Below are 20,594 nucleotides of genomic sequence, written 5' to 3'. Positions count from 1 at the left end.
TGTCGCTTGGCAGTTAAACGTGAGAATGCGGCTGTTTCAGCCAGGTTTGGCATTCAAAGCTGAGAATCCGAGCGGCCGGATTCTCAAATTAACTGCAACTGTGAAGACGCCATTGATCGGCATGTATGGGTCGTGATCTCATCGATAGCGCTGCTGAAACGCGCTTGATTCTGACCCATCATTTGCCCGCGCAACATTTCGAGCATCTCGGGTCCGGCCCGCTCGACGATGGCCACTCCGGCCAGCAGAGCTGGTCGCAGATGCAGCGGCAGGACGGGATTTGCCGGTGTCGGCAGGCTTCTCCGTTCGACGACATCATCGAGATCTGGAATGATTGCGCCGAGCACCCTGAATCGCCACGGTTCGTACTCACGGGGAAGGGGTCTCGGCACGCGTCGCATCAGCAGAAGGCGCGCGATTTCGGCCGGCGAAGTCCAGGTTCGGACGCCGCGCTCGGCTTCATCGTCGAGGAGCCGTTCTCCCACGAGCGCGGCCCCTTGATGGCGGTCGAAAGGAGAGGGGCGGTCATGCCCGCGTGCGCACCGGAACAGGTCGCCGCAAAGCGGACAGGTGATGCGCCAGCCGAGAAACTGGCTGCGAAGGAGAGGCCTCGGTTCGTGTTCACCCGGATGACAGGCTGAGCAGAACTGCAGCGGCCTCGCTGCAATCAGGCGTCGCGATGATGGTGCGATATTCGAAAAGGTCGTGCGGCGCACGACGGCCGGTTCGGTCGAGAAGAGGCCGGCGAGGCGGATGACTTGATCACCGTTCAGACTCCGATCGGCCGCATGCAAAGACGACGCCTCGGGCAGACCATGCCGCAGCATAGCAAGGGGCGGGACCGCATAGAACGCGGCATGCCGGCCGATCCACGAGGATAGGAGTTCGTCAGGATGGGGCGCCAGTCTCACCGGCAATTGCCGCAAGGATGTTTCGGCGTCATGCGAAGGCTGCCTCGGCATCAAACTCCGGCTCCCACTTCTCGATGGCTTCGTCGGTTATCTGTTCGCGCCCGCTTGCGATGGCCTCGATGGCGAGGGAGTTGATGATGTGAAAAATGTTGGCTGTAATGCCCTCTGTGATCTGCAGCATCCGCCGCAGCGATTTCGCGCTCAGCACCGAGGGCTGACGCAACGGCGTGTTGCGCAAGATTGAGACTGCCAGGGATTCGAACTGTTCGTTCGCAGCCCAGCGGCTCAGCGTGAATTGCTCGAACCGGCGGGCCAATTGCACGTCGCCGCTGATTGCTTCACGCGCCTCGTTGACGCCGAAGCAGACGAGCGAGATCCCGAGACGGTTGCTGAGAAAGCGTAAGGTGTTGAGGACGATGCGCTGCTCGCGATAAGTTCCGGCAAGAATGTTGTGCACCTCGTCGATCACCAGCACCTGCACGCCAATTGCTTCCATGATCCGCAATGCCGCCTGCTCCATCTGGGCGATATCGGCCCGCGGTCGCTGCGGTGCGCCGAGCAGCGTCAGCAGTTCGGCGTAGAACCGCCGTTCGCCAGGCCGGCTGGTCATCTCCATGGCCAGAACGGGTGTCTTCAGGGTTCCGGTCAGCGAATTGAAGCTTGACGGATGCTGATCGCGGAACCGGTTCATGATCATCGTCTTGCCCATGCCGCTGTCACCGTAGATAGCGACGGACGGCATGCGCGTTCCTCTCGGATGATCGAGGAGCCGGCTCAGCCGATCGAGCGCCTGCTTGGCGCGCGGGTAGAGCACCCAGCGGCGCGATCGTATCGCGCGAATGCGTTGTTCGTCCGCTTCAGCAAGCAGCGCCGCGGCGCTCGCGGTCAGGTGGGAGATTTCGTTGTTCATGCCAGCTCACTCCGTGTCCTCGACAAAGGGCACAGGTTTGCTGGAGTCGATGCCGCGAAGCGAGCCCCAGCCCCGATCATCCACGTTCGTTTTTGGCTGTCCTGCGCCGCGTCGTACGGCTGCCGTCTTCTTGGTTGCTGCATCCACCAATTCGCGCTGCGCGACCGCAGTGCCCACGATGGCGCGGGTGTTGATTTCCTGTCGCCCTCTCGCCAACAGTGCGCGACGTGCCGCCACGGCTTCATGCAGTGTCACTGAAGGCAGGGTCAGATCAGCATAGCGGGCTTCCACGAAGTTTCCCGAAGGTCGCCGCACGAAGATACGGGCCATGTCCCGCGGGTCGTATTTGACGAGCAGGCGCCGGTTCGAGCGACCGACGTCGGCGCTAAGCGCAGCTGACCAGTAGCGCAGACCAAAGAGATGAATGCCGGTTGGCCGCAGGGTGCGCTCCTGCTCGGGCAGGAACGTCAGCCAAAAACGCATCCGATCTTGCGGCAGGCGCAGTGGAATCTCGTTCTCGTGCTCCTTCCAGACGGCAATTGGCGGGCGGCCCAAGGTGCTGTGGATCGACTGATGGTACGAGCCGACAATGTCGAGGGCGATGTAGCGCTCGAGTTCGCGCAAAGTGAGCGCCGAATGCCGCTTCGAATCGTATTCGCCGAGTTCCTGCGCATTGCTGAACGTCGTGCCGGGCAGCAGGTGGAGTTTTCCCATCTGGGTGCCGATCAGACGTTCGATATGGCCGCCGAAGCGCGGCTCAGCCGGCGGACGCCATTCGATCGCGATGCCAGCATCCTGGCACCCTCTCTTGAAAGCACGGCTCCTGAAGTCGGCGCCGTTGTCGACGTGAAGTGTTTCCGGCAGGCCGGCGACGGGCCACGCTTCGGTGATCTCGCGTTCTCGCAACCAAGCCGACTTGTCGAAGACCGAGTGCAGCAGGCACAGACTTGTCGACAACCGGGAAGGTGCGTCCATCGTTAGGTAGAATCCCGTCACCATTCGGCTGCAGACATCCATCGCCAGCGTCAGCCAGGGCCGGCCGATCGGCTGGCGGGTTTCCTCGTCAACGACAAAGATATCCGCTTTCGTATGATCGACCTGAACGACCTGCAAAGGTCGGGAGGCGGCAAATACCCCGGGAACGGCCTGTGTCTCCTTCACGATCTTATCTTCGCCACGGCGTTTGGCGCGTTTCTGCAGATCGATGTCTTCGAGACGAGCCTTGATCGTTCGGCGATGCGGCGGCTTGAGCCCGGCCGACATGGAGTTCGTTTGGACATCCCGGACCAACTGTGAAACGGTCGGACGGTTTCGCGTCAGGTAGTAACGGCTGATGGTCGTGCGGATGATCTCTTCCCGCTGGTCATCCAACACCCGGTGGCCCTCCGGTCGACCGCGTTTGCGATCCACCAACGACATGACCGTGCCACCGGCTCGAAACAATTTGATAAGGCGGTACGCGGTCGCTCGACTGATTTCGAGCTCGGTCGCAAGCAGTGCCACATCTCCGGCTGTCATTTTGCCAGGCCGACTCTTCAGGAATTCCCGAACCGCGTCTGCGCGTCGGCACGCTTCATCCCAAAGCGCTTCGTCGACCTCGTCGGGGAGTGGGTCACTCATAACAAGAACACCGTCGCTTACGTCGATTGTCTGATTCTCACATTAAGTGACCAAATCCAAGCATAATTCTCAAATTAAGTGCTCATTCTCAAATTAAGTGCCGAACTATCTGGTTGAAATTGCTGCGACCAAATTCTGGGAATTAAGTGCAAAACCACACCAACCAAGTCTTCATATTCGATTCCTTTAAATGTCGTCGAGCGATCGCCAGCCCACCATGAGCGGGACCGCTAATGCTTTGAATTTTCGATATATTGTGGTTCAGCCAACTCTGGCAGCTAAGCGCACGGCCGAGGGATTTCCTCGACACGGCTGGTTGCCACGTATTCGGACGACGACGGAATCGGACGCATGCGTCACGGCCTGGCGCGATGCCAGCATGGTGGATGCGATTTCATTATGGGATGATTGACCGACAGATGCGTGATCGCGATCGATGTCAGCAGGGCAGGGGATTTGGGATCCCGGCACGCCAGGAGTGTTGACGGCTAGTCGGCCGAAAGAAGTCCGGTAGTGCGATTGTTGGTAGCGGTGTTGTCCATTCATTTGACCCTCCATTGGAACGGACGGCTTATCTATCCGGGCTCAACGGTGGAGTCAACATCGCAGTTGATAGTATGATATAATTATGAATATTGCGAAGCAATAGAAGCTATTGAAACCAGTGTCGCAGATCGCCCTCTGGATCCTCAGGTTGATCATCGTATGGGGGCGGTCGAGACCGCCCCGATTGGTTTCATTTCGATTTGTTGGATTTGGCCTTCTCGTCCGCCGCCTTTGCTTTGGCCGCCAGTTTCAGATCCGCGGCATTCTTCCCACCAGGCTGGCAAGCGCTTTCAGGCGTGAACAGGCCGCAGAAACTTCCGTTCCGCTCGGATACCAACGTATGGACGTGGCTTGTCGTCTCCAAAGGTCGCCCCTAAGGTCGCTTCGATCGTCCATTTGCTGTTATTTTTGGGCTTCGCCGTCAGGCCAACGCTGACATTGACGGTGTCCTTGGAGCGGCCGGGAATGCTGGCTCTGCATGGTGTGGTGCCGACATCGGTGTAGCCAAGATTGACACCATCATTGCCGAAGAACTCGTGGCGATACTCGACCTTTGCCGAAGGTGTCAGGATGATCTTGTCGAGTTCGATGTCTTTCTCGATGCGGACACCCACGACACCGGACAGGGAGGTCACATTCTGAGAGCCATAAGTGACCCCATAGATGCCGCCCCCGGTTTCCGAGAAGCCATCAAGGCGGCCATGGCTGGCACGGATCCCCACATATGGCGAGATCAGCAGGCCATCCTCGCGGAATTCGTAGCCTGCCGTTATGGCACCGAAGATCTGGCTGCCATCACGCTCTCCTCGAGCCATCTGGCCGTTGGTGGTTAAATGCCGAATACTGTCGAATTCAACGTGCTGGTAGCCAAGGAGGCCGTCCACGAAGAAGTTTGAGGGATGATATGATCCATAGACGGCGACGCTGTATGCTTTGCCTGTTGTCTCTGTTCCTGAGGATCCGATTTCAGCATGGCTCTGGCCGTAAGGGTGATCACCGTACCGCTCACAGCGTATGTGAATAGGGATGAGCTTCCCCAGACGTTGATCTGATTTCCAGATCCGCTGATTGAGTCAGCAAGATCAACGGTAACAGGGCCGCCATTGTATTCGAGTGTCACGTTCAGGTCGTTGATTGAGGGGCCAGAACCGTTGGGCCCTGCAGGAGCATTGAAGGTGACTGTCGCGGTGGACGATCCATCGGGACCAATAGCCTCGACTTGAACGGTATCGATGAAAGTGCAGCAGGACTGAGAGCCAGGGTAGGTGAACGCAAGCACTGACCCGTTGAGGCTCGCGTTACCGTACGATGGGCCTGCGGTGATTGAATAACTGATGACATCACCAGTTGTCAGAGCTGCGAGATCTACGGTGACCTCGCGATCGTAGTAGACGTAGATCGTCTTGCCGACCATCACTGGCGGAGCCGCCTTGGCTTCCCCACCAAATATCAGATTTGCCGCCACGACTAGAACGATGGCCTGCAGACAAATTCCAATTCTCTTAAATACGTCCATTTTCAAATTCCCCCTCAGGAACGTTTTGCTATATACAATTCTGTAATATGGTAATGAATACAACAAGCGATAAGTTACAGGTTCAAAATATATGTCGTGTGGTTTCGTGCGGCATTTGCCGTCAAAGCCCTATAACGCAGGGCTTCTCAGTATCTCTCATCTGGTTTCGGCAGATCGAACAGCCATCTCATCGGCGCAAACAGTGACAGATTTCGAAGTGCTTTTCTTGTCGCCAAAGCGCCGACGGAACCGAGAAGAAACAACACCCACCAGGACGATGTCATCAACCACGCCTCGATCTGGCTTACTGACTGACGCAGGCCGCCTTTCAAGCCTCGGGACATCGTCGATCCATCCGTCAGGAAGACGGGGAGGCTACATTGAAGTTTCCCTTCCACGGTCGTGAGGTTGGGACTTCCACGGACGCAATATTGGCGGATCGCGGCTCTGTTAGACGGCAGCGATGCGATTGCCAGCCATTCGCCAGCTTGTGGGTGCTTCGCTAGCTCAGTGATGATTGCCTCATTGCCAGCAGTATTCTCGCGACCAAGAACGTAGCCGCCAGCGAAGACGAAGGTGGATGCCAGAACGACTAGTGCAGCGCAGGCAGTTGCTGTGCTCCAGTTCGATCGCTTCTGATATGCACGGACCTCGTCGATGCGGCTGTCTGCGACTTTTTCAACCGCGGCTGATAACGCCCGCCTTGCATCGGTGGCCATCGTTTGAATTGCGGCCGCCATAGCCTCCTGGCTTTTGGCCTCGAGATCGGAAGCGGCTGCCGCCTGTAGTTGGTCGACGGATCTGGCGAAATGATCGATGTGGGTCTTGATCCCAATCTCTACGTCGCGGGCCGTTTTCTCCTGACGAGCACCATAAAGCAAAATGCTGAGGCTGAAATCGTCAATGTTCATGCCGACAGATGCGGCATAGGCCCATAGGGATTCCGCTGCTTGGGCATCGATGCCAAATTCGGTGACCGCCTCGTTGAAGCGTCTCCTGGTGTCTGTGAGTTGCTGATCCATGGTGCCCCTAATCGCCAGCCTTAAAGGCCGACGATCTCCTTGAGTACGGGGTTCGCCAGGATCTGCTGGATGACCTCAGAACGGGCATTTTTGATGGCTCTGCGGGTGCGCATGTCGATACCAAGAGCCTGGCCATGTTCCTTGTCCATCAGAACACTAAAGGGGACAGGGCAATCCCGGACCTTGGCCATCACGTCTTCGTAGATCGCGCTCAGCTTGATCTCGGCCAGGTTGCCTGCTTCGACCATTGCTTTTCGCGTCTTGGAATTCATCCAGTCGGCAAAATGCGGATCCTGGCCATCGACTCCGGACCAGCGATTCAACACCACAGTGAAGAAGACACCCGCGTTCTCCTTGTATTTGGCATAGAGCTGGGCCACCGACAGGATCGTGCTGTCATCGTCAGGGACGATCGGCGCAATGAAGTTGGCGCTGATGCCTTCCTCCTCCATGAATTCGGTGAATTCTTCCGGCCGCGCCGTGGGACGCAAGAGCTTGCCGTAGTTGGATTCGGAACCACCCGCGCCGTCGATCAAGATACGCTTGGCACCAGATTCCATGATGCTCATGATTTCAGCCGACGAATTGTCCATGGAGCGCAGATCGACGAGGCGGCAGCCCGTCAGGGCATCGTTGCCTTCAGGTGGTAGAAGGCCACCCTCAGCGTCACGGCTGCCAAAACGCTCGATGAACTTGCGGACCTTCTCGTCGCCGTCGATGAGGGCTGTGGAAGCCTTGTAGTTGCCTTCAGTCCGCATAATGTCGGCGAACATCTGGGCGATGAGTGTCTTGCCTACGCCTCCCTTGTCGGATGCGGATACGCTCATGTTGATGTCACGAGTTTCAAATCTAATTGCCATAGTTCCCCCTATAATGGTTGTGAATGAATGCGATTATGATCTCAGAAGTCTTTTGCCTTTGGGATCGGATAGCCCGCGCTGGTGGGTATCACCACAGCAGGTATTGACGGCTCGGTCGCCACAGGTTTGAGGTCAATGAAGTCAGTGTCGTCGGCCTCGATCTCAGCGGCTGGCTCGATGATCACCACCTGCTGAACCTGCTTCTCCTTCAATTTCCCGGAAGACCGCGTAGCGCCTTTCTTCTGAGCCTTGGGTTTCTGCAGGCGGCCTTGCTGTCGAAGCTTCCTCTTGAAGCTGTCATACGTTGTCATCACGTGCGTCTTAAAGGCCACGTCATCGAGATCCTGACGACTGGAACGGATGTCCGGGTAGCTCGCCATGAATGCCTCGGCGACGGAGGCGCTGCTGTGACCGAGTTCGGCCAGCTTCATGAACGTGTCCGTGTTGGCATCCATGATCTGCCTCACCGCAGACCGTTTTGATGTCCCAGTTCTCACTGGTGTTTGGCCGAGAAGCTCTTCAAGAGCTTTTGGAATTGTTTCCATTTTGGTTTCCCCTACCTTCCTGTTTGTCTTCAAAATTCTGGCCGTTGGCGTTGCAAGGCACAAATCGTTTTCATGTCCGGATTATAAATTGATTGCATGGTAGCTTGTCAAATGAATAAATACGGGCTACCTCTCAAGCAGCGGACAGGAAGGGTTACAGAATGCGACCAGGAGAGGTTTCAGGGATGGTTTTGAAGATGCCAGCTATTGCTGCCAGCAACGCCAACCTTGCTGCTGCTGATGGCGGCAATGGGCTTGCTGCGCAAAGGCATCAAAGGGAAGAGGCGCTTCGCTTAAGGGAATTGAAGGGAGAAAAAGAGGGGTTTGTAGAGGTGTGTGCACGGCCATGCAGGTCGGCGCTTTCAGCAGCCCTCTCGACAATCACTGGTGTCAAGCCGCCGGTGATTTTGGGGCCAACTAATATCTTCAGCCGTCGGGAACCCTGGTGGGGTCTCGTTACATAACTCCATGGGACACAACGAAAAGGGGATCCGATGACCTACACGACCAAAGATGTTGACGCGCTCATCCGAGCCAGTTTCGAGCGAATGAAGAGGAATGATCCAGTTCGATTTGCTCGGTACCAGGATCCTGTTTTCTGGGAAGCCCGTCGCGTGATCGAGGAAGCCAAGAGGGATGAACGCCGTCGGCGGAATAGAAGGTGAATATCGGCCGATCTTGAAAAATTATTTTCGAATTATTTTCAGATTTCTTTTTGGGGAGGAGGAAAAGCATTGCTGCAACTGAGTTTGTCAACATCTTATCGCATTGAAAATACTATCTAAAGTCATTATCGTTATTGACATAACCCCATAAAGGATATATAATTAGTTTATAGATTGAGACATGGGGTCGAGATCTCGGAGAAATCAAATGGGGAACATTGCACACACCAACACCAACACTCGCAAAATCTCGATAGCAGCACTGCAGGAATTCGGATGTGACTGGATCGGGGAAGCCCGCCAGCGTTCCACGGACCTGGACATCGACATCGAGGATCTGTTGGCCGTGGGCGATGAATCCTACCACCTCTTCGACCAGATGGATGGTTTCGACGACACCTACCACTGAGGCCGTCTGAAGATGGGGAGTTGGCGCTCCCCGAAACCTGCCAAAGGGGAAATAGGCAGGTCACGGTAGCCAAAAAGAAGAAAGCAACCGTCGGTGAAAGGCCGAGATTGGAGAAAGAAAATGATGGCAGAAATTACGCAGATCAACGGCGCAGACGTTTTCGAAGTGGAATTCAAAGACCACGCAACGTTCATTGCCCTGGCGCTCGACAACAGCAATTTTGAGATCCACCACGAGCAGGATGCTGACTACGGCCAGATGACGATCTGCACGCTCTCAGAAGGGCTCTATGCATACGTCCGTGTGATCAGCGAGCACCAGATCGGCCAGCCGAGCAGCGGCCTATTCGCCCATGCGTACGTCAAAACCGAAAACGAATTCGAAAACGGTGTCAGCTTCTACGAAGTCGAGATCCATGAAGATGCGAACTGGAGCGAAGACCAGGAAGACGAAGCCGCCTGATGATGAAGGCCTGGCAGCCTTCGAAACCCCCAATGGAGGGGGTCGCGGTAGCCACAATGGAACGCAAAAACAGGAGAATGAAAATGAGACTCATCATCAACACCGTCGCCAGCATCACCTTCGCGAGGCTCGCCGAAATCGAAAAGAAAGATTGGGATGGCAGCTTTAACGGGTGGGACCGCGGGGCGGTTCTTAGCCTGCTGGCGAAGGACTATGACATCGAGGATGCTATCGACGCTGCTGGTATTCGGAATGAATACGACCTCTTCATCGGCAATGATCTGGACGACGTGGCGACCGTCGTTTTGGGAGCGATCGAAGGCCTGAAGCTGGCAGCATAATTTACGAACCCGTCGGCGGAATCTCATCGACGGTTTCCAACCTACCACCATCAGTTTTCCTCATTCATTTGAAAGGACACAAAAAATGAAAATCAATGTCATCTACGAAACTGCCGACGAAACACCCAAGGACGAGTGGATTGTCATCATCGATGTTGCCAGCCTGGAGCCCATCTTCCGCGGCAAGGTCCCCGCAAACTTCATCGCCGAGCTCCATGCAGACGATGATGCAGCATACTACGAAAGCGATAGCGATCACCCTGGCGAGAAGGGTACTCTTGTCGAAGAAGCGGGCATCGCCGCCTACATTTTCGATCGTGCAGGCTCCAAGGATTTCGAGAGCCCGATCCATACCATCCATCTTGATACCAGGTTCGACGCGTTCCTCGAGAAGTACGCCGACAGAAACAAGGTGAAGCCAAAGCGCCAAAAGATTGCTGCGTGAATTTGGGGGGGGCGGCGCAAGGGGGGAGAAAGAGGGCTGTTGAAGCCCCTTTTTCTTTGTCGGCGGAGAACTGTCGGCGGATTTGGTGGCCAATTTGGCCGATGGAAAGCAAGCAATAATGTATCGCAAAAGAAATGTTTCGAGAGATCTCCTCTAGTATAGCTAATTTCGTAAGCATTATCTGTCGGCACGATAGAAATAGGTAATTGTCGGCTATTGTTTGCGGCACATTCTTACTACATACTTATAAATAGATAGGAAATTAAGCTTACAAATCGACTGGAGAATAAAATGCGTCAATATGGATTTGAAATTGCTGGTGATACTTGGATCGTATCAGAAGGTGAAGACGTGAAACTTAACGGTCAAAAAATGACCGTTTGGGAAGTCCGTAAGGACTTGGGTGATGCCTATCATCAGTACGCTAGTGCCTACATTCCTCGCCGCGCGACAATCGCGCAGATCAAGGCTCAAATCGCTGAGGAATATGTCTACGGCAATAATGGCGATGGCGATTATTGGGCTGCCTGATGGCTCAGGGGGAGCAATCCCCATCCATCTCCAAGGAGAATTCAATGAATAGCAATAAGGGAAAATTCAACCATCTCCGCGATCAGGCCCGTTTGACAAACGAGGAATTGGCGACGGCATTGTGTGTGTCTTACGCCACCATCTGCGCATATGCCTCAACGACGAACCGTAGATCTCCGTCGGCGGCATTTTTGAACAAGCTTGAAGCCTTGATCGTCGATCGACCCATCACAAAGCTCGAGGGGATGGGGTATCAGGTCGTGAAGAAGGCGGCCTGATCGGGGTTATTGAGGAGATATCAAAATGACAGATTCAAGAGCGGTTGAAGGCATTCTTGATCGGCTAGGCATTGCATACAAGACAAAGGCTTCAGGATCCTGGAGCGATCGGCATGGGCCGTTGTGTTCTGTATACTTTCATACCGAATACGGGACCATTCGGATTTCGGATCACCGTGGTTCTGGGGGAGATCTCGATCTGTACTGCAATCAGGGTGAGACCGAAGTTGAACTGGAAATCCGTAGGTTGGCTCGAATGGAAATTTCCGACGAGTTTGCAGCTAAGGCTGAGCAAGAAATTGCAGAAAGGCTGAAACGAGAGCGTGTGGCTTGGCTGCAAACTCCGAATGGACAAGCCTTCTCAAAGGAGCTCGCTAGGAAAGAAAACCGAGAACAGCGGATTATCGAGGACATCAAAACCCTTGGCCTCGAAGGCCTTGCGGGTAGGACACGCCGACAGTTGATAGCCACCTTGCATTCAAAAAGCGGTCGTAAGGCATTGTTTACGGCGCATGCCGAAGGTCGTCTTTCAGAGGTGTATCCGTTTTCCTAGCGATAGAAATCCGCCGTGCATTCGCCGATAGCCTTCGCGGCACCCTTCAGCGAAAATCTGGTACCCAAGCCGTTCTGGAACTTAACATGCACAGTCGAATGCTTCTTCAGCTTGTCGATCACGACATCATAGGTTTGGGCGCATACCCGGCAGTCTGATCGAATACTGCCGTCCCAGAGGGAATAGTCTTCGGGATCCTCGTTGTCGAAAATAAGCTGGATCGAGCTGTCTTTCGAGGTGTCGCCAGCCAGCGTGAATGAGATGCCTGTTGCATTTCGGTCGGCACCATCATCGCAGGTCACGTAGATCTGGTTGCCTGGGCCCTTGGTGATAACCGCTTCGGCGACCCCCATTCCCCAGCCAGAAACCCAGTGGTCATCGTTCCCGAAAGCCAGTGCCATTGTAGGCATCGCCGTCAGCGCCATTGACAGGGTGACACCGCGAATAATTCCAGACATCTTTGCTTCCCCAAGCCCATCGATCGTCACCGATAATACCGGGCTCACGGAAGAATTCCACTGGTGAGGGCGAGATCAAAGGAGCGCTGCCTCTTAAGCAGCGCTCCAAAGGCTATTACGCAGCCAGAGGAAGGCTCCGCATACGGGTGAACTTTGCCCGAACATTTTCACCCATATTCGTGATGACGATGACCTCCGCGTGGTTCGCATTCGTGGGAATCGAAGCCTTGGCAATCACGTTCCAATCGAAAGGCTGAATAATACCGCGGATCACCGACTGGCTGCCAGCGGGCATCTTTACTTCAACCTCGATGTCAGTAATCCCCGGCTCTGCTCCCTGGCGGTAGTACCCGTCGTAGATACCCCCGCCGAGGTCAAAGCCATAGACCTTACCTCCCTTAAACGTAAGGGTGGCACCACCGCTTCCGACGGAGCCCACGAATTCAATTACGTACATGCCTTCCATATCTACATTTCCTTTTCGGATTTTGGAGAGTTCACGATCTTGCAAAGAAGGTGGCAGGCTTTCAAAGAGCTTGATGAAGGCAATGACCGGACCTGGAACGCCTCTCGCTTCAGTAAGCCACTGGTTGACCGCACCAGGCGACACCTCAAGCCATTGAGAGAATTCTGTCTGGGTAAGGTTCCACCCAGAGAGTTTTATCCGAAGCTGCTGCCCATTCATTTTGAGTTCCTTTAATCACGATATGTTAATAATAACCTTTCAAACGATGATTGTAAACTACGTTTGTGAAACTGCTCTTAGCGTTTTGAAAAGCCCGATAAAGGCTCAGACGTAGTCCGCCCTCCGCTAACAGGCGGCAAACCATAACGTCTGGAAAGACAGCTTCCCTGGAACCAGACCGCGTCCGGATCGGTTGCAGTTCAATGTCCACTACTTCAGATACCCGAATGCCTGACCCGCACAGCCTTGATCCCATCACCGACAAGACACACTTCTTCACCATCGGCCACTCAACCCGCACGATTACTGAATTCGTTGATCTGCTAAGGGCGGCCGAGGTCCAACTGGTCGTTGATGTCCGCTCGATCAGGCGATCGAGGACGAATCCCCAGTATAATGAAGCCACCGTGGGCGACGCGCTGGCCGCATACCAGGTTGGCTATGTACCCATCCCTGAACTGGGTGGCCGACGGAAGCGGGAAAAGGCCATTGACCAGGTACTGAATGCTTTCTGGAAACACCGTAGCTTCCACAATTATGCCGACTATGCGCTCACCGATGGTTTCAAGGATGGCCTCGAGCAGCTGTTGGAAGTCGGCTCCTCCAGACGTTGCGCCATCATGTGTTCCGAGGCGGTTTGGTGGCGGTGTCATCGGCGGATTATTGCCGACTACCTACTCGGTCGAGGTGAGGAGGTCTTCCACATCATGGAGGGCGGCAAGCTCGTGCCTGCAACCCTGACGCAAGGGGCGATGGTCCAGCAAGATGAGGCGGTCATCTACCCTGGGAGTGTTGACCGCAGGTGTTGTTAATGTGGATTCAGGATTTCTTGGGACTCGCCCCAGGCCGGGGTACGCGGCATAAGCACAGGATGATTGGATGCCAGATGATAAAGATCAGACTTTTCAAGCAAACTTCAGAGGGTGAGCGGATGGAGCTGTTTCAGGAATGGAAGCTGGGTGGACTACCTGCACTATAAGTATAAGAATTATAAGCCAAATACACGTTCTTGAAACCTGCATTCATACAGTAGGGCCGCTTCGGCTTCCACAGGAGAGGAATTGAAGGCATAGAAGTACAACGAGGATTTCTATTCATGGACGCAAGAGCAGGCGGCCCTGCTGCGTGCTATGCCTGCGAACAATGATTTGCTCGACACCGAAAACTTGGCCGACGAGATCCAGGGGCTGGGACAGGCTGAAATCAATGGGATCTCCAGCCTGCTATTTCGGGTGCTGACGGGGCTTCTGAAGATAGCTGTGGTATCAGACAGCGAAGGCACCAGACGGCAATATGAAGACATCATTGCCAGCCAGGCCGAAGCCGTCATAAAGATCCCGCCCGGGCTCCAGCGCCATCTGGATCTGCCGAAGATCTGGAAGGTGGCAACCAACGGCGTTTCTCGATCGCAGAAGCGATCTGGTATTGCTGTCCCAGCGCTACCCAAGGTTTGTCCGCTGTCGCTGGATGAGCTGCTAGACCCGGAGTTCGATCCGGAGGGCGCTATGAAGAAAATGTCGGCAGCTATTTCTTCAACACACTGATTCCATACCTTGTTCCATGCAAATCCCCGGGGCATCATTATAGATGCCGATTTTTAGGGAGGTGCCGCCATGGTCAATATTCGAGAAGCGAAGACAGTTTTTGAAGAGCCAGAGGCCATCCTTGAGCACTGGAGCATCATCCGCACTCGCGATCGTGGAGAGCTTCATTTTGTTGGCATCCTGGATGCTCAGAAGGCTCGGATCACAAGCCCTGTGGCAGATTTCGATTTGGCGACGATGACAGGTACCACGAGCTCCGGCCGTCGGTATACTCTTCGGGGTGAAGCCGAGCAGGGGACGAAGTTGGTCAGCAAGATCGTCGAGGTTTTTGGGCAGCGGTCGACAGACTGGGCAGGGATCACTTTCGACCAGGTGGAGGTCGTCGAGCCATCTGTCGCCGCGATGGCTTCACCAGCTCTCGGAAGCGCGTAACCCACCACAATCAAAGACGACTTCAGCCTCAGTTGTGGAAAGGCAGCTGAGGCTTCGTTTTTGTCCGATGTCAGGAAAGCGGTTTTAGATGCCATTTTGTGCGCTAGGAATTGGTGTGGCTCCGAACTTTGCGCCAGAGCGGACAGTGGGCGTTCTAAGGCCCCTATATGGGAAATCTCACATCTCGATTTCCAAGAGGCGCTCACCCTCGGGCGAGGCTCGACTGGCAACTTCTTGCCCGCGCAAGGTTCGCCCGTGTATCATAGCGGCTGTCAGAAGGGATTTCGAAGGCTGAGTATGAGTAGCGACTATGGGCCCGGCATCAAACAGGTGCTTGATGAACTGGCGGGCCTGGTACCGCGAGACGATGTCACCGTTCACTTCGACGAAGGGATCTCCGAAGATCTTAGGAATGCCGCGGCAGAAATTCTCAAGGCGCATTCAGAGCTCTGGTATCTGGAGGGCCGAGCCAAGGATGGGGCTACGATTCTCGTCTACCGAGGCCCGCACCCCTGAAGGATTCCGTTGACTCAGTCTTTGCTCTGCGAACGCAACGCATGCTCGATCGCCTTCGCTACGAACTTCGGAACATCAGGTACATTCAGCTGGCTCCCAAGACGCTGGAGAACATCGATTTCCAGCGTGTTCTTGTCCCCATTGATCATGCCCTGGATGAGATCCTGGGGGATCTTTGTCACGACGGAAGCCTGCTGAAGATCGAACCCGGGCGTTGCGTTCACTATTGCTGCCAAGGCTGCAGGGAACTCGTGGTACCCAAGTAGGAAGTCAACGTGCTGCTCACGGCTCTTAGTCTCCGCCTCCTCCCGCTGCGTCGGGATGAAGCCGCGCCGCTCCGAGAGCCACTTTAGGGCTGTCTCGCTTTCCACACTGGCAGGTTTGCCTTGAGTTTGGATCCCCTCTTTACTCAGTGAATTTCTCACGGCTGGTTCTGTCATCCCAGCCAAGAGGCTTAGCCCACGGATGGAGATGCCCCATCCTTTCTCCAATTCTCTGCGAGCCAAAGCCATTTCAGCGACGTGCCGGACTTTACTATCGTCAGCTAGAAAGGGTGAGCGCGTACCTTCGAATGAAAATGGTGTCACCCCACGGTTGAAGGCATCCAGTTCATAGTCGTCGTCGCCGTCGTATTGCCAGTATGCACCCGTCTGAAATGCGTAGTCATAGGCTCGATCGAGAACGCGGCGGATGTTGAACCGCTTCAGATCGATCTTCTGACGATCGTCATCATGAAGCGTGTCATTCCAGCTCTCGATCTCAACCCCTAAGAATCTGGAGGCTTCATCGCTATCGAGGACGACCGCTATCTGTGATGCCTGGATGAAAAGGATCTCCTTGAGCTCCTCCATCATCGCCTCTTTGGTGAAAGGAATATTGGCTTCCAGCTTAGCAATCATGCTGCTTCTCCCTTGTTCGTCGAAAGGAGCTGGATCTTGCCGATCAGGTTGGCCTTTGCGGCCGCAATCTGGGCAGCATTGGTTTTCGTGGAGAGCTGGTCGGCCGATTTGGTTCCGAGAAAAGCCGCAACACGTTCTGCGTTGGCACCGCTGGGATGAGGCATGCCGTCGAGGATCTGCTCAGACCGCAGGATTCCAATTGATGCCAAATGCTGGAGTGCGATCGCAGGCTTCGGACCAAGTGGCAGCCAGACGGCATCGTTCAGGATCCGAGCTTCTTCAGCTAGGTAAGTTTCGACTAGTTCGCGCAGGATCGGTGTGCGGATCATGTGGGGAGCGCCGTTGTAATTCTCCCCGCCGACAAAAACCGGATACCGCAGGGCAGAAGTGAAGTGCACCTGCTCGCCAGCTTCTGTGAAAAGGCTGGCCGTCGACGGAATACCAAACAGGGCATTCAAGCCGATGGCATCCATCATCCGCACAAGGTTATTGCGGGTGCCACCACCGCTGAAGCTGGCTGTCAGCTTAGCGGCTCGGAGTACATCTTCGACTGAGCGGCCACTCTTCAGATGGGTTCTGGCCGCAGTAGCTGCGTTGATTGCCTGGGCACGACCAGGGGTGATGCCCACGATGACCAGCTTGGCGTGCTTTGCGATGTGGTCGAATGGCGCATACATGATCTCGATATTGCCATTACGCTTGTATGTGAGGGCTTCCTTGGAAGTTGGATCGGCATAGGGGTCCGAACCGCGGGCGGCTTCAATGGCAGAGAGGTAGCGGGTGTAGGTGTCGATCTGATTGACCACGGTCGTAGGCTCCGTTTGGTGGATTGATATCAGAATTTCAGTTGAAGTGGCGCTTGCGATTCATGCGGGCGGCGGTGACCACCCGGGCATTGTCGCCGACGATGAGAAATGAATTCCGGTAGCGGCGAAGCTTTTGGACATCCTGTTTTGAGAGTTCGCCAGCTGCATCCTGTAGGGCTTCCTTCGTCAGGAAGACGCTGAGGGCACCGCGTGCATCACGAGTCTCCCCAAAGCGATACAAGTTTGTCAGCACATCAGTCGGGATGCCCCGCTGCTGTGCTCGCATGCTGGCGTGGTGTGAGATTTGGATGTCCATATCTATGCCCTCCATCAGGTGATGGAGGTGATATAGCGACATCATACAAGGTCGTCAACCAAAAAATGATATCGGTGATATTGCGAACTCATCTTAGCTAGATCGCTGGTGGCGATATTCGAAGGGCCCTAGGTCGTGGCCCAGCGGGTGATGTGATTTCAGAGTAATGGAAGCTGCGCCTCGGAGGAGATTGTGGAAAAACGGAGTAAAGAGCGAATATGCGGGGTTTGCCTGCTGGGCGGCTTCTGAGGCCTCCGAGGAGCGCGGCGCGGTTTCCAGCGGTCCTATTGGTTATAGAGGGTATACGGTTCACTCCTATCTTCCTGCCTCATCCTCTCAATTTTCTTCGTCTAATTGGAATCTGATGGCCATTCCTTGAAGACCACTAAGGGTGCAATACCCTATTAGAGCTATATATGGGGTTTGCACCGCTAAGGATTTCCCAGGTCGTGCCCGCCCAATTCTAAGCCGCCCCCGCCGCGGCGCTCGCCACGGCCACCATCCGCCCAGCCTGTAGCTGTTTCATTCCAATCTTCTCCGCTACCCGTATCGAGGCAGCATTATGTGGACTGATGTCGGCGATCACCCGATCGAGGCCCAAGGTCTGGAAGGCATACGTGAGAACGGTTTGAGCGGCCTCTGTCGCATATCCACGGCCCCAAGCATCGTAAGCATCCGGCGTAGGCCGCGGGTGGGCCGGCTTCCGGTCAGTGGCGGTTGTTCTGGCTTTTGGCGTAACCAACTTTTCCAAGGGTTCGGCGGCGCGCGATCTTAGCTATCCGATCATTGATCGTATCGACACCAATATTGTCCGGCTCGAAGCGACCTCCGTACCAGGCCACGACTTCGCGGTGTTGTGCATGTCGAGGCTTTGCCATTGCGTTCAGGAACTCCTCGAAGCCGGACAATCCGCCGACATCTTCCGGCGGCGCGCGCCGTTCGCCGTCGACGAAGCGCGGATATTCGACTGCCGGATCGGCGTCCGTGACGGCCTCAACAGTGATTGAATGCCGCCAGTCGTCGCCGAAGTCATAGGTATAGTTGAAGGTTGTGATGGCGCGATCCACCAGAGCGCCTATACGAACATTGCGGGCGGCATAGGTCTCACGGCCGAAGTCCCATTCAGGATCGGGAACTGCGTAGCGCTTGCCGCCGACATTGAACTCGAAGAGGTGATAGTCCTGGAATGGCATGACGGCCTGGATGATGTCGTGCAGCCCTTTCAGGCTGGTGGTGATCGGGACCTCTACCCTGCGCCAGATGGCTGGGTCGATATGATCGAGCTTGACGATAATCCGGGCGATGCGTTCGCTGGAGGTCATGATGCCAATGCCATAGGTGCTTGCGCTGATGTCCAGTGCCACGGAAGCAGTTGCTCCAGCCTGCTGACAGGAGTGTCGGCGATACGAGCGAGAACGTCAGCGAGCCAGGCCTGCGGGTCGATGTCATTGAGCTTGGCGGTCATGATCAGCGTGGCCATGAAGGCTGCACGATCAGCCCCACGATCCGATCCGGCAAAGAGCCATGATTTCCTGCCCAGTGCAAAGCCTCTAAGCGCTCGTTCGGCAGCATTGTTCGTAAGGCAAATCCGGCCGTCATCGAGGAATGACGTAAAGCCATCCCAGCGCTTCAGCATATAGTCGATTGCCTCGGCGACGGGAGAACTGCGAGACAGTTTTGCCCGCTCGGTTTGGAGCCAATCATGCAGCTCTTCGGCGAGTGGCTGGCTGTCTTTGCGGCGGCGCTCCAGACGCTGCTCGTCGGCAAGACCGTTGATCTCCCGTTCGATATCGAAGAGGGCATCGATCCGTTTGACGGCCTCCAATGCCATTGGCGAGATAGGCGCAGCTTTGCTGCCACGTTTGGCGTTCGCGGTGATGTCGGCCAGCACGAAGAACTTGCGGCGTGAATGTGCCCAGCAGAATGCTTGGCGCAGAGGCGCGGGATCGCGATCTACTTTGAACAGCGGATTGTAGCCGCTATAGGCATCCGCCTGCAGAATGCCGGAGAAGGTCTTCAGGTGGCGTTCGGGATGCTCCTGTCGCCGGTCTCGCGATGAGTAGAACAGTGCCGCAGGCGGCGACAGCCCGCCAAACGGCCGGTCATCCCGGACATAGGTCCAGATGCGGCCGGTATCGGTCTTTCCCTTCGCCAGGATCGGCACGGTCGTGTCGTCGCCATGCAGCCGCTCTCCGGCCAGGACATGGGCCTCGATCAGCGAATGGATGGGCTTCAGGGCTGCGGCACACGCGCCGACTTGGTCGGCCAGCGTCGATAGGCTGAGGTCGACGCCCTCGCGGGCATAGCGTTCGCTTTGGCGATTGAGCGGCTGATGCTGGGCGAACTTCTCGAACAGGATCATCGCCAGAAGGTTTGGCCCGGCAAAACCGCGCGGCGTCACATGGAAGGGTGCTGGCGGTTGGGTGATCTTCTCGCATTCGCGGCAGGAGAACTTCTCCCGCACGGTCTGAATGACCTTCCACTGACGAGGGATGACCTCCAGTGTCTCTGTGATATCCTCACCGAGCTTCGACAGCTTGGCAGAGCCGCAGCAGGAGCAGTTTGTCGGAGCAGCAATGACGACACGTTCGCGCGGGAGATGCTCGGGAAACGGCTTGCGTGATGGGCGCTTGCGCTCGAAGGCCCTGACGGTCGAGGCATTGGCTGCGATCTCCGCCGCCAATTCATCTTCGCCAGCATCAGCCTCCAGCTCCTCGAGCTGCAGTTCCATCTGTTCGAGAAGCCGCGCTTTGCGCTCGGAGCGACTGCCATAAAGCTCCCGGCGGACTTTCTCGATCTCCAGCTTCAACCGCGCGATCAGCGCCTCGGAATGCGACACGAGCGCCTTCGCGCTGGCGGCCTCTGCCTTGGCGGTCGCTGCCTCGGCCTCGGCCGTAATGCGTCGGGCACGCTCCGCCGCCAAGGCCGCAAGTGCGCTGGCAAGGTCGTCAGGAAGCTGTTCAGCCGCATCGTTCATGGGCTGATGGAATCATATTCGCCCCCGCCATTCCAGCGTTTTTGCTCATCCGACTGATGTTGGTCGCCAGGTCTTTTGCGGCATCCGCCAGTCGATACCCTCCAGCAGATAACCGAGCTGTCCAGGCGTAATTACCACCGTACCATCGGCCACCGACGGCCATACAAAGCGTCCCCGCTCCAGCTTCTTCGTGAACAAGCAAGCTCCCTGGCTATCGTGCCAAATGACCTTGATCAGACCGCCGCCACGCCCGCGGAACACGAACAGGTGCCCGCACATCGGATCGCGCTTCAGTGTCTCTTGCACCATCAGCGACAGACCGGGAAAGCCCTTGCGCATGTCCGTAT

General features: G+C 55.8%; 27 protein-coding genes and 1 pseudogene. 12 read left to right on the top strand and 16 right to left on the bottom strand.

Going from position 1 to position 20,594, the window contains the following annotated elements:
- Positions 1 to 83 precede the first annotated feature (83 nt).
- The 7 genes from ACEPP2_RS20680 to ACEPP2_RS20650 all read right to left on the bottom strand — a co-directional run bounded on the left by ACEPP2_RS20680 (position 84) and on the right by ACEPP2_RS20650 (position 7,930).
- Entirely contained in the window at positions 84 to 962 is an 879-nt protein-coding gene (locus tag ACEPP2_RS20680) for a TniQ family protein (protein ID WP_395517431.1), read from the bottom strand.
- Entirely contained in the window at positions 940 to 1,821 is an 882-nt protein-coding gene (locus ACEPP2_RS20675) for a TniB family NTP-binding protein (protein ID WP_395517430.1), read from the bottom strand. The genes ACEPP2_RS20680 and ACEPP2_RS20675 overlap by 23 nt, the downstream gene beginning before the upstream one ends.
- Positions 1,822 to 1,827: 6 nt before the next feature.
- Positions 1,828 to 3,339: a Mu transposase C-terminal domain-containing protein gene (locus ACEPP2_RS20670; protein ID WP_318920144.1), complete on the bottom strand. Its 1,512-nt coding sequence runs from the start codon at positions 3,337 to 3,339 to the stop codon at positions 1,828 to 1,830.
- Positions 3,340 to 4,277: 938 nt separating this feature from the next.
- Positions 4,278 to 4,952, bottom strand: a complete 675-nt coding sequence (locus tag ACEPP2_RS20665) for an autotransporter outer membrane beta-barrel domain-containing protein (RefSeq protein WP_395517827.1) — start codon at positions 4,950 to 4,952, stop codon at positions 4,278 to 4,280.
- 697 nt (positions 4,953 to 5,649) lie between these two features.
- Positions 5,650 to 6,525 (bottom strand): hypothetical protein, encoded by an 876-nt coding sequence (locus tag ACEPP2_RS20660; RefSeq protein WP_395517826.1) that lies wholly within the window; start codon positions 6,523 to 6,525, stop codon positions 5,650 to 5,652.
- Positions 6,526 to 6,545: 20 nt separating this feature from the next.
- Positions 6,546 to 7,385 (bottom strand): P-loop NTPase family protein, encoded by an 840-nt coding sequence (locus ACEPP2_RS20655; protein WP_395517825.1) that lies wholly within the window; start codon positions 7,383 to 7,385, stop codon positions 6,546 to 6,548.
- A 41-nt stretch (positions 7,386 to 7,426) separates the two neighbouring features.
- A complete protein-coding gene (locus tag ACEPP2_RS20650) occupies positions 7,427 to 7,930 on the bottom strand; it encodes a hypothetical protein (protein ID WP_395517824.1) in 504 nt (167 codons plus the stop codon).
- Positions 7,931 to 8,115: 185 nt separating this feature from the next.
- Here ACEPP2_RS20650 and ACEPP2_RS20645 point away from each other — a divergent pair, with 185 nt between their 5' ends.
- The 8 genes from ACEPP2_RS20645 to ACEPP2_RS20610 all read left to right on the top strand — a co-directional run bounded on the left by ACEPP2_RS20645 (position 8,116) and on the right by ACEPP2_RS20610 (position 11,614).
- Positions 8,116 to 8,394 (top strand): hypothetical protein, encoded by a 279-nt coding sequence (locus ACEPP2_RS20645; protein ID WP_395517823.1) that lies wholly within the window; start codon positions 8,116 to 8,118, stop codon positions 8,392 to 8,394.
- Between the two features lie 409 nt (positions 8,395 to 8,803).
- Positions 8,804 to 9,004 carry a hypothetical protein gene (locus ACEPP2_RS20640; protein ID WP_395517822.1) on the top strand — a complete coding sequence of 67 codons (201 nt, stop codon included), beginning with the start codon at positions 8,804 to 8,806 and terminating at the stop codon, positions 9,002 to 9,004.
- A gap of 120 nt (positions 9,005 to 9,124) precedes the next feature.
- On the top strand, positions 9,125 to 9,466 hold the full coding sequence (locus tag ACEPP2_RS20635; RefSeq protein ID WP_395517821.1) for a hypothetical protein: 342 nt from the start codon (positions 9,125 to 9,127) through the stop codon (positions 9,464 to 9,466).
- Positions 9,467 to 9,549: 83 nt separating this feature from the next.
- Positions 9,550 to 9,807 (top strand): hypothetical protein, encoded by a 258-nt coding sequence (locus tag ACEPP2_RS20630; RefSeq protein ID WP_395517820.1) that lies wholly within the window; start codon positions 9,550 to 9,552, stop codon positions 9,805 to 9,807.
- 85 nt (positions 9,808 to 9,892) lie between these two features.
- Positions 9,893 to 10,252: a hypothetical protein gene (locus ACEPP2_RS20625; RefSeq protein ID WP_395517819.1), complete on the top strand. Its 360-nt coding sequence runs from the start codon at positions 9,893 to 9,895 to the stop codon at positions 10,250 to 10,252.
- A 291-nt stretch (positions 10,253 to 10,543) separates the two neighbouring features.
- Complete coding sequence (locus ACEPP2_RS20620; protein ID WP_395517818.1) at positions 10,544 to 10,783, top strand: hypothetical protein; 240 nt, start codon at positions 10,544 to 10,546, stop codon at positions 10,781 to 10,783.
- A gap of 44 nt (positions 10,784 to 10,827) precedes the next feature.
- Positions 10,828 to 11,061: a hypothetical protein gene (locus tag ACEPP2_RS20615; protein ID WP_395517817.1), complete on the top strand. Its 234-nt coding sequence runs from the start codon at positions 10,828 to 10,830 to the stop codon at positions 11,059 to 11,061.
- 25 nt (positions 11,062 to 11,086) lie between these two features.
- Positions 11,087 to 11,614 (top strand): hypothetical protein, encoded by a 528-nt coding sequence (locus tag ACEPP2_RS20610; RefSeq protein ID WP_395517816.1) that lies wholly within the window; start codon positions 11,087 to 11,089, stop codon positions 11,612 to 11,614.
- On the opposite strand, the gene ACEPP2_RS20605 is transcribed toward ACEPP2_RS20610, so the two are convergent.
- On the bottom strand, positions 11,611 to 12,072 hold the full coding sequence (locus ACEPP2_RS20605) for a hypothetical protein (RefSeq protein WP_395517815.1): 462 nt from the start codon (positions 12,070 to 12,072) through the stop codon (positions 11,611 to 11,613). The genes ACEPP2_RS20610 and ACEPP2_RS20605 overlap by 4 nt on opposite strands.
- 115 nt (positions 12,073 to 12,187) lie before the next feature.
- On the bottom strand, positions 12,188 to 12,757 hold the full coding sequence (locus tag ACEPP2_RS20600; RefSeq protein ID WP_395517814.1) for a helix-turn-helix domain-containing protein: 570 nt from the start codon (positions 12,755 to 12,757) through the stop codon (positions 12,188 to 12,190).
- 227 nt (positions 12,758 to 12,984) lie between these two features.
- On the opposite strand from ACEPP2_RS20600, the gene ACEPP2_RS20595 reads away from it, so the two are divergent.
- From ACEPP2_RS20595 to ACEPP2_RS20580, 4 genes and pseudogenes are all read left to right on the top strand, one after another.
- Positions 12,985 to 13,569, top strand: a complete 585-nt coding sequence (locus ACEPP2_RS20595; RefSeq protein ID WP_395517813.1) for a DUF488 domain-containing protein — start codon at positions 12,985 to 12,987, stop codon at positions 13,567 to 13,569.
- A gap of 276 nt (positions 13,570 to 13,845) precedes the next feature.
- A pseudogene (locus tag ACEPP2_RS20590) lies at positions 13,846 to 14,301 on the top strand (DUF29 domain-containing protein); the annotation flags it as partial.
- 69 nt (positions 14,302 to 14,370) lie between these two features.
- Complete coding sequence (locus ACEPP2_RS20585; protein WP_395517812.1) at positions 14,371 to 14,733, top strand: hypothetical protein; 363 nt, start codon at positions 14,371 to 14,373, stop codon at positions 14,731 to 14,733.
- A gap of 297 nt (positions 14,734 to 15,030) precedes the next feature.
- Complete coding sequence (locus tag ACEPP2_RS20580) at positions 15,031 to 15,249, top strand: hypothetical protein (RefSeq protein WP_395517811.1); 219 nt, start codon at positions 15,031 to 15,033, stop codon at positions 15,247 to 15,249.
- Between the two features lie 14 nt (positions 15,250 to 15,263).
- On the opposite strand, the gene ACEPP2_RS20575 is transcribed toward ACEPP2_RS20580, so the two are convergent.
- The 7 genes from ACEPP2_RS20575 to tnpB form a co-directional block, all read right to left on the bottom strand.
- Complete coding sequence (locus ACEPP2_RS20575; RefSeq protein WP_395517810.1) at positions 15,264 to 16,148, bottom strand: hypothetical protein; 885 nt, start codon at positions 16,146 to 16,148, stop codon at positions 15,264 to 15,266.
- A complete protein-coding gene (locus ACEPP2_RS20570) occupies positions 16,145 to 16,954 on the bottom strand; it encodes a hypothetical protein (RefSeq protein WP_395517809.1) in 810 nt (269 codons plus the stop codon). The genes ACEPP2_RS20575 and ACEPP2_RS20570 overlap by 4 nt, the downstream gene beginning before the upstream one ends.
- 37 nt (positions 16,955 to 16,991) lie before the next feature.
- Positions 16,992 to 17,270 carry a hypothetical protein gene (locus ACEPP2_RS20565; protein WP_395517808.1) on the bottom strand — a complete coding sequence of 93 codons (279 nt, stop codon included), beginning with the start codon at positions 17,268 to 17,270 and terminating at the stop codon, positions 16,992 to 16,994.
- Positions 17,271 to 17,733: 463 nt separating this feature from the next.
- Positions 17,734 to 18,012: a GNAT family N-acetyltransferase gene (locus ACEPP2_RS20560; protein ID WP_395517807.1), complete on the bottom strand. Its 279-nt coding sequence runs from the start codon at positions 18,010 to 18,012 to the stop codon at positions 17,734 to 17,736.
- Positions 17,978 to 18,634, bottom strand: a complete 657-nt coding sequence (locus ACEPP2_RS20555; RefSeq protein ID WP_395517806.1) for a plasmid pRiA4b ORF-3 family protein — start codon at positions 18,632 to 18,634, stop codon at positions 17,978 to 17,980. Before ACEPP2_RS20555 ends, ACEPP2_RS20560 begins: the two co-directional genes overlap by 35 nt.
- Complete coding sequence (tnpC, locus tag ACEPP2_RS20550) at positions 18,589 to 20,247, bottom strand: IS66 family transposase (RefSeq protein WP_395517805.1); 1,659 nt, start codon at positions 20,245 to 20,247, stop codon at positions 18,589 to 18,591. The genes ACEPP2_RS20555 and tnpC overlap by 46 nt, the downstream gene beginning before the upstream one ends.
- Positions 20,248 to 20,292: 45 nt before the next feature.
- The coding region (gene tnpB, locus ACEPP2_RS20545; protein WP_395517804.1) for an IS66 family insertion sequence element accessory protein TnpB at positions 20,293 to 20,594 on the bottom strand (302 nt) is incomplete at its 5' end.

The organism is Pseudorhizobium flavum, assembly GCF_044142885.1.
GTDB lineage: Bacteria > Pseudomonadota > Alphaproteobacteria > Rhizobiales > Rhizobiaceae > Neorhizobium > Neorhizobium flavum.
This window is presented reverse-complemented; position numbering and strand designations above follow the sequence as displayed.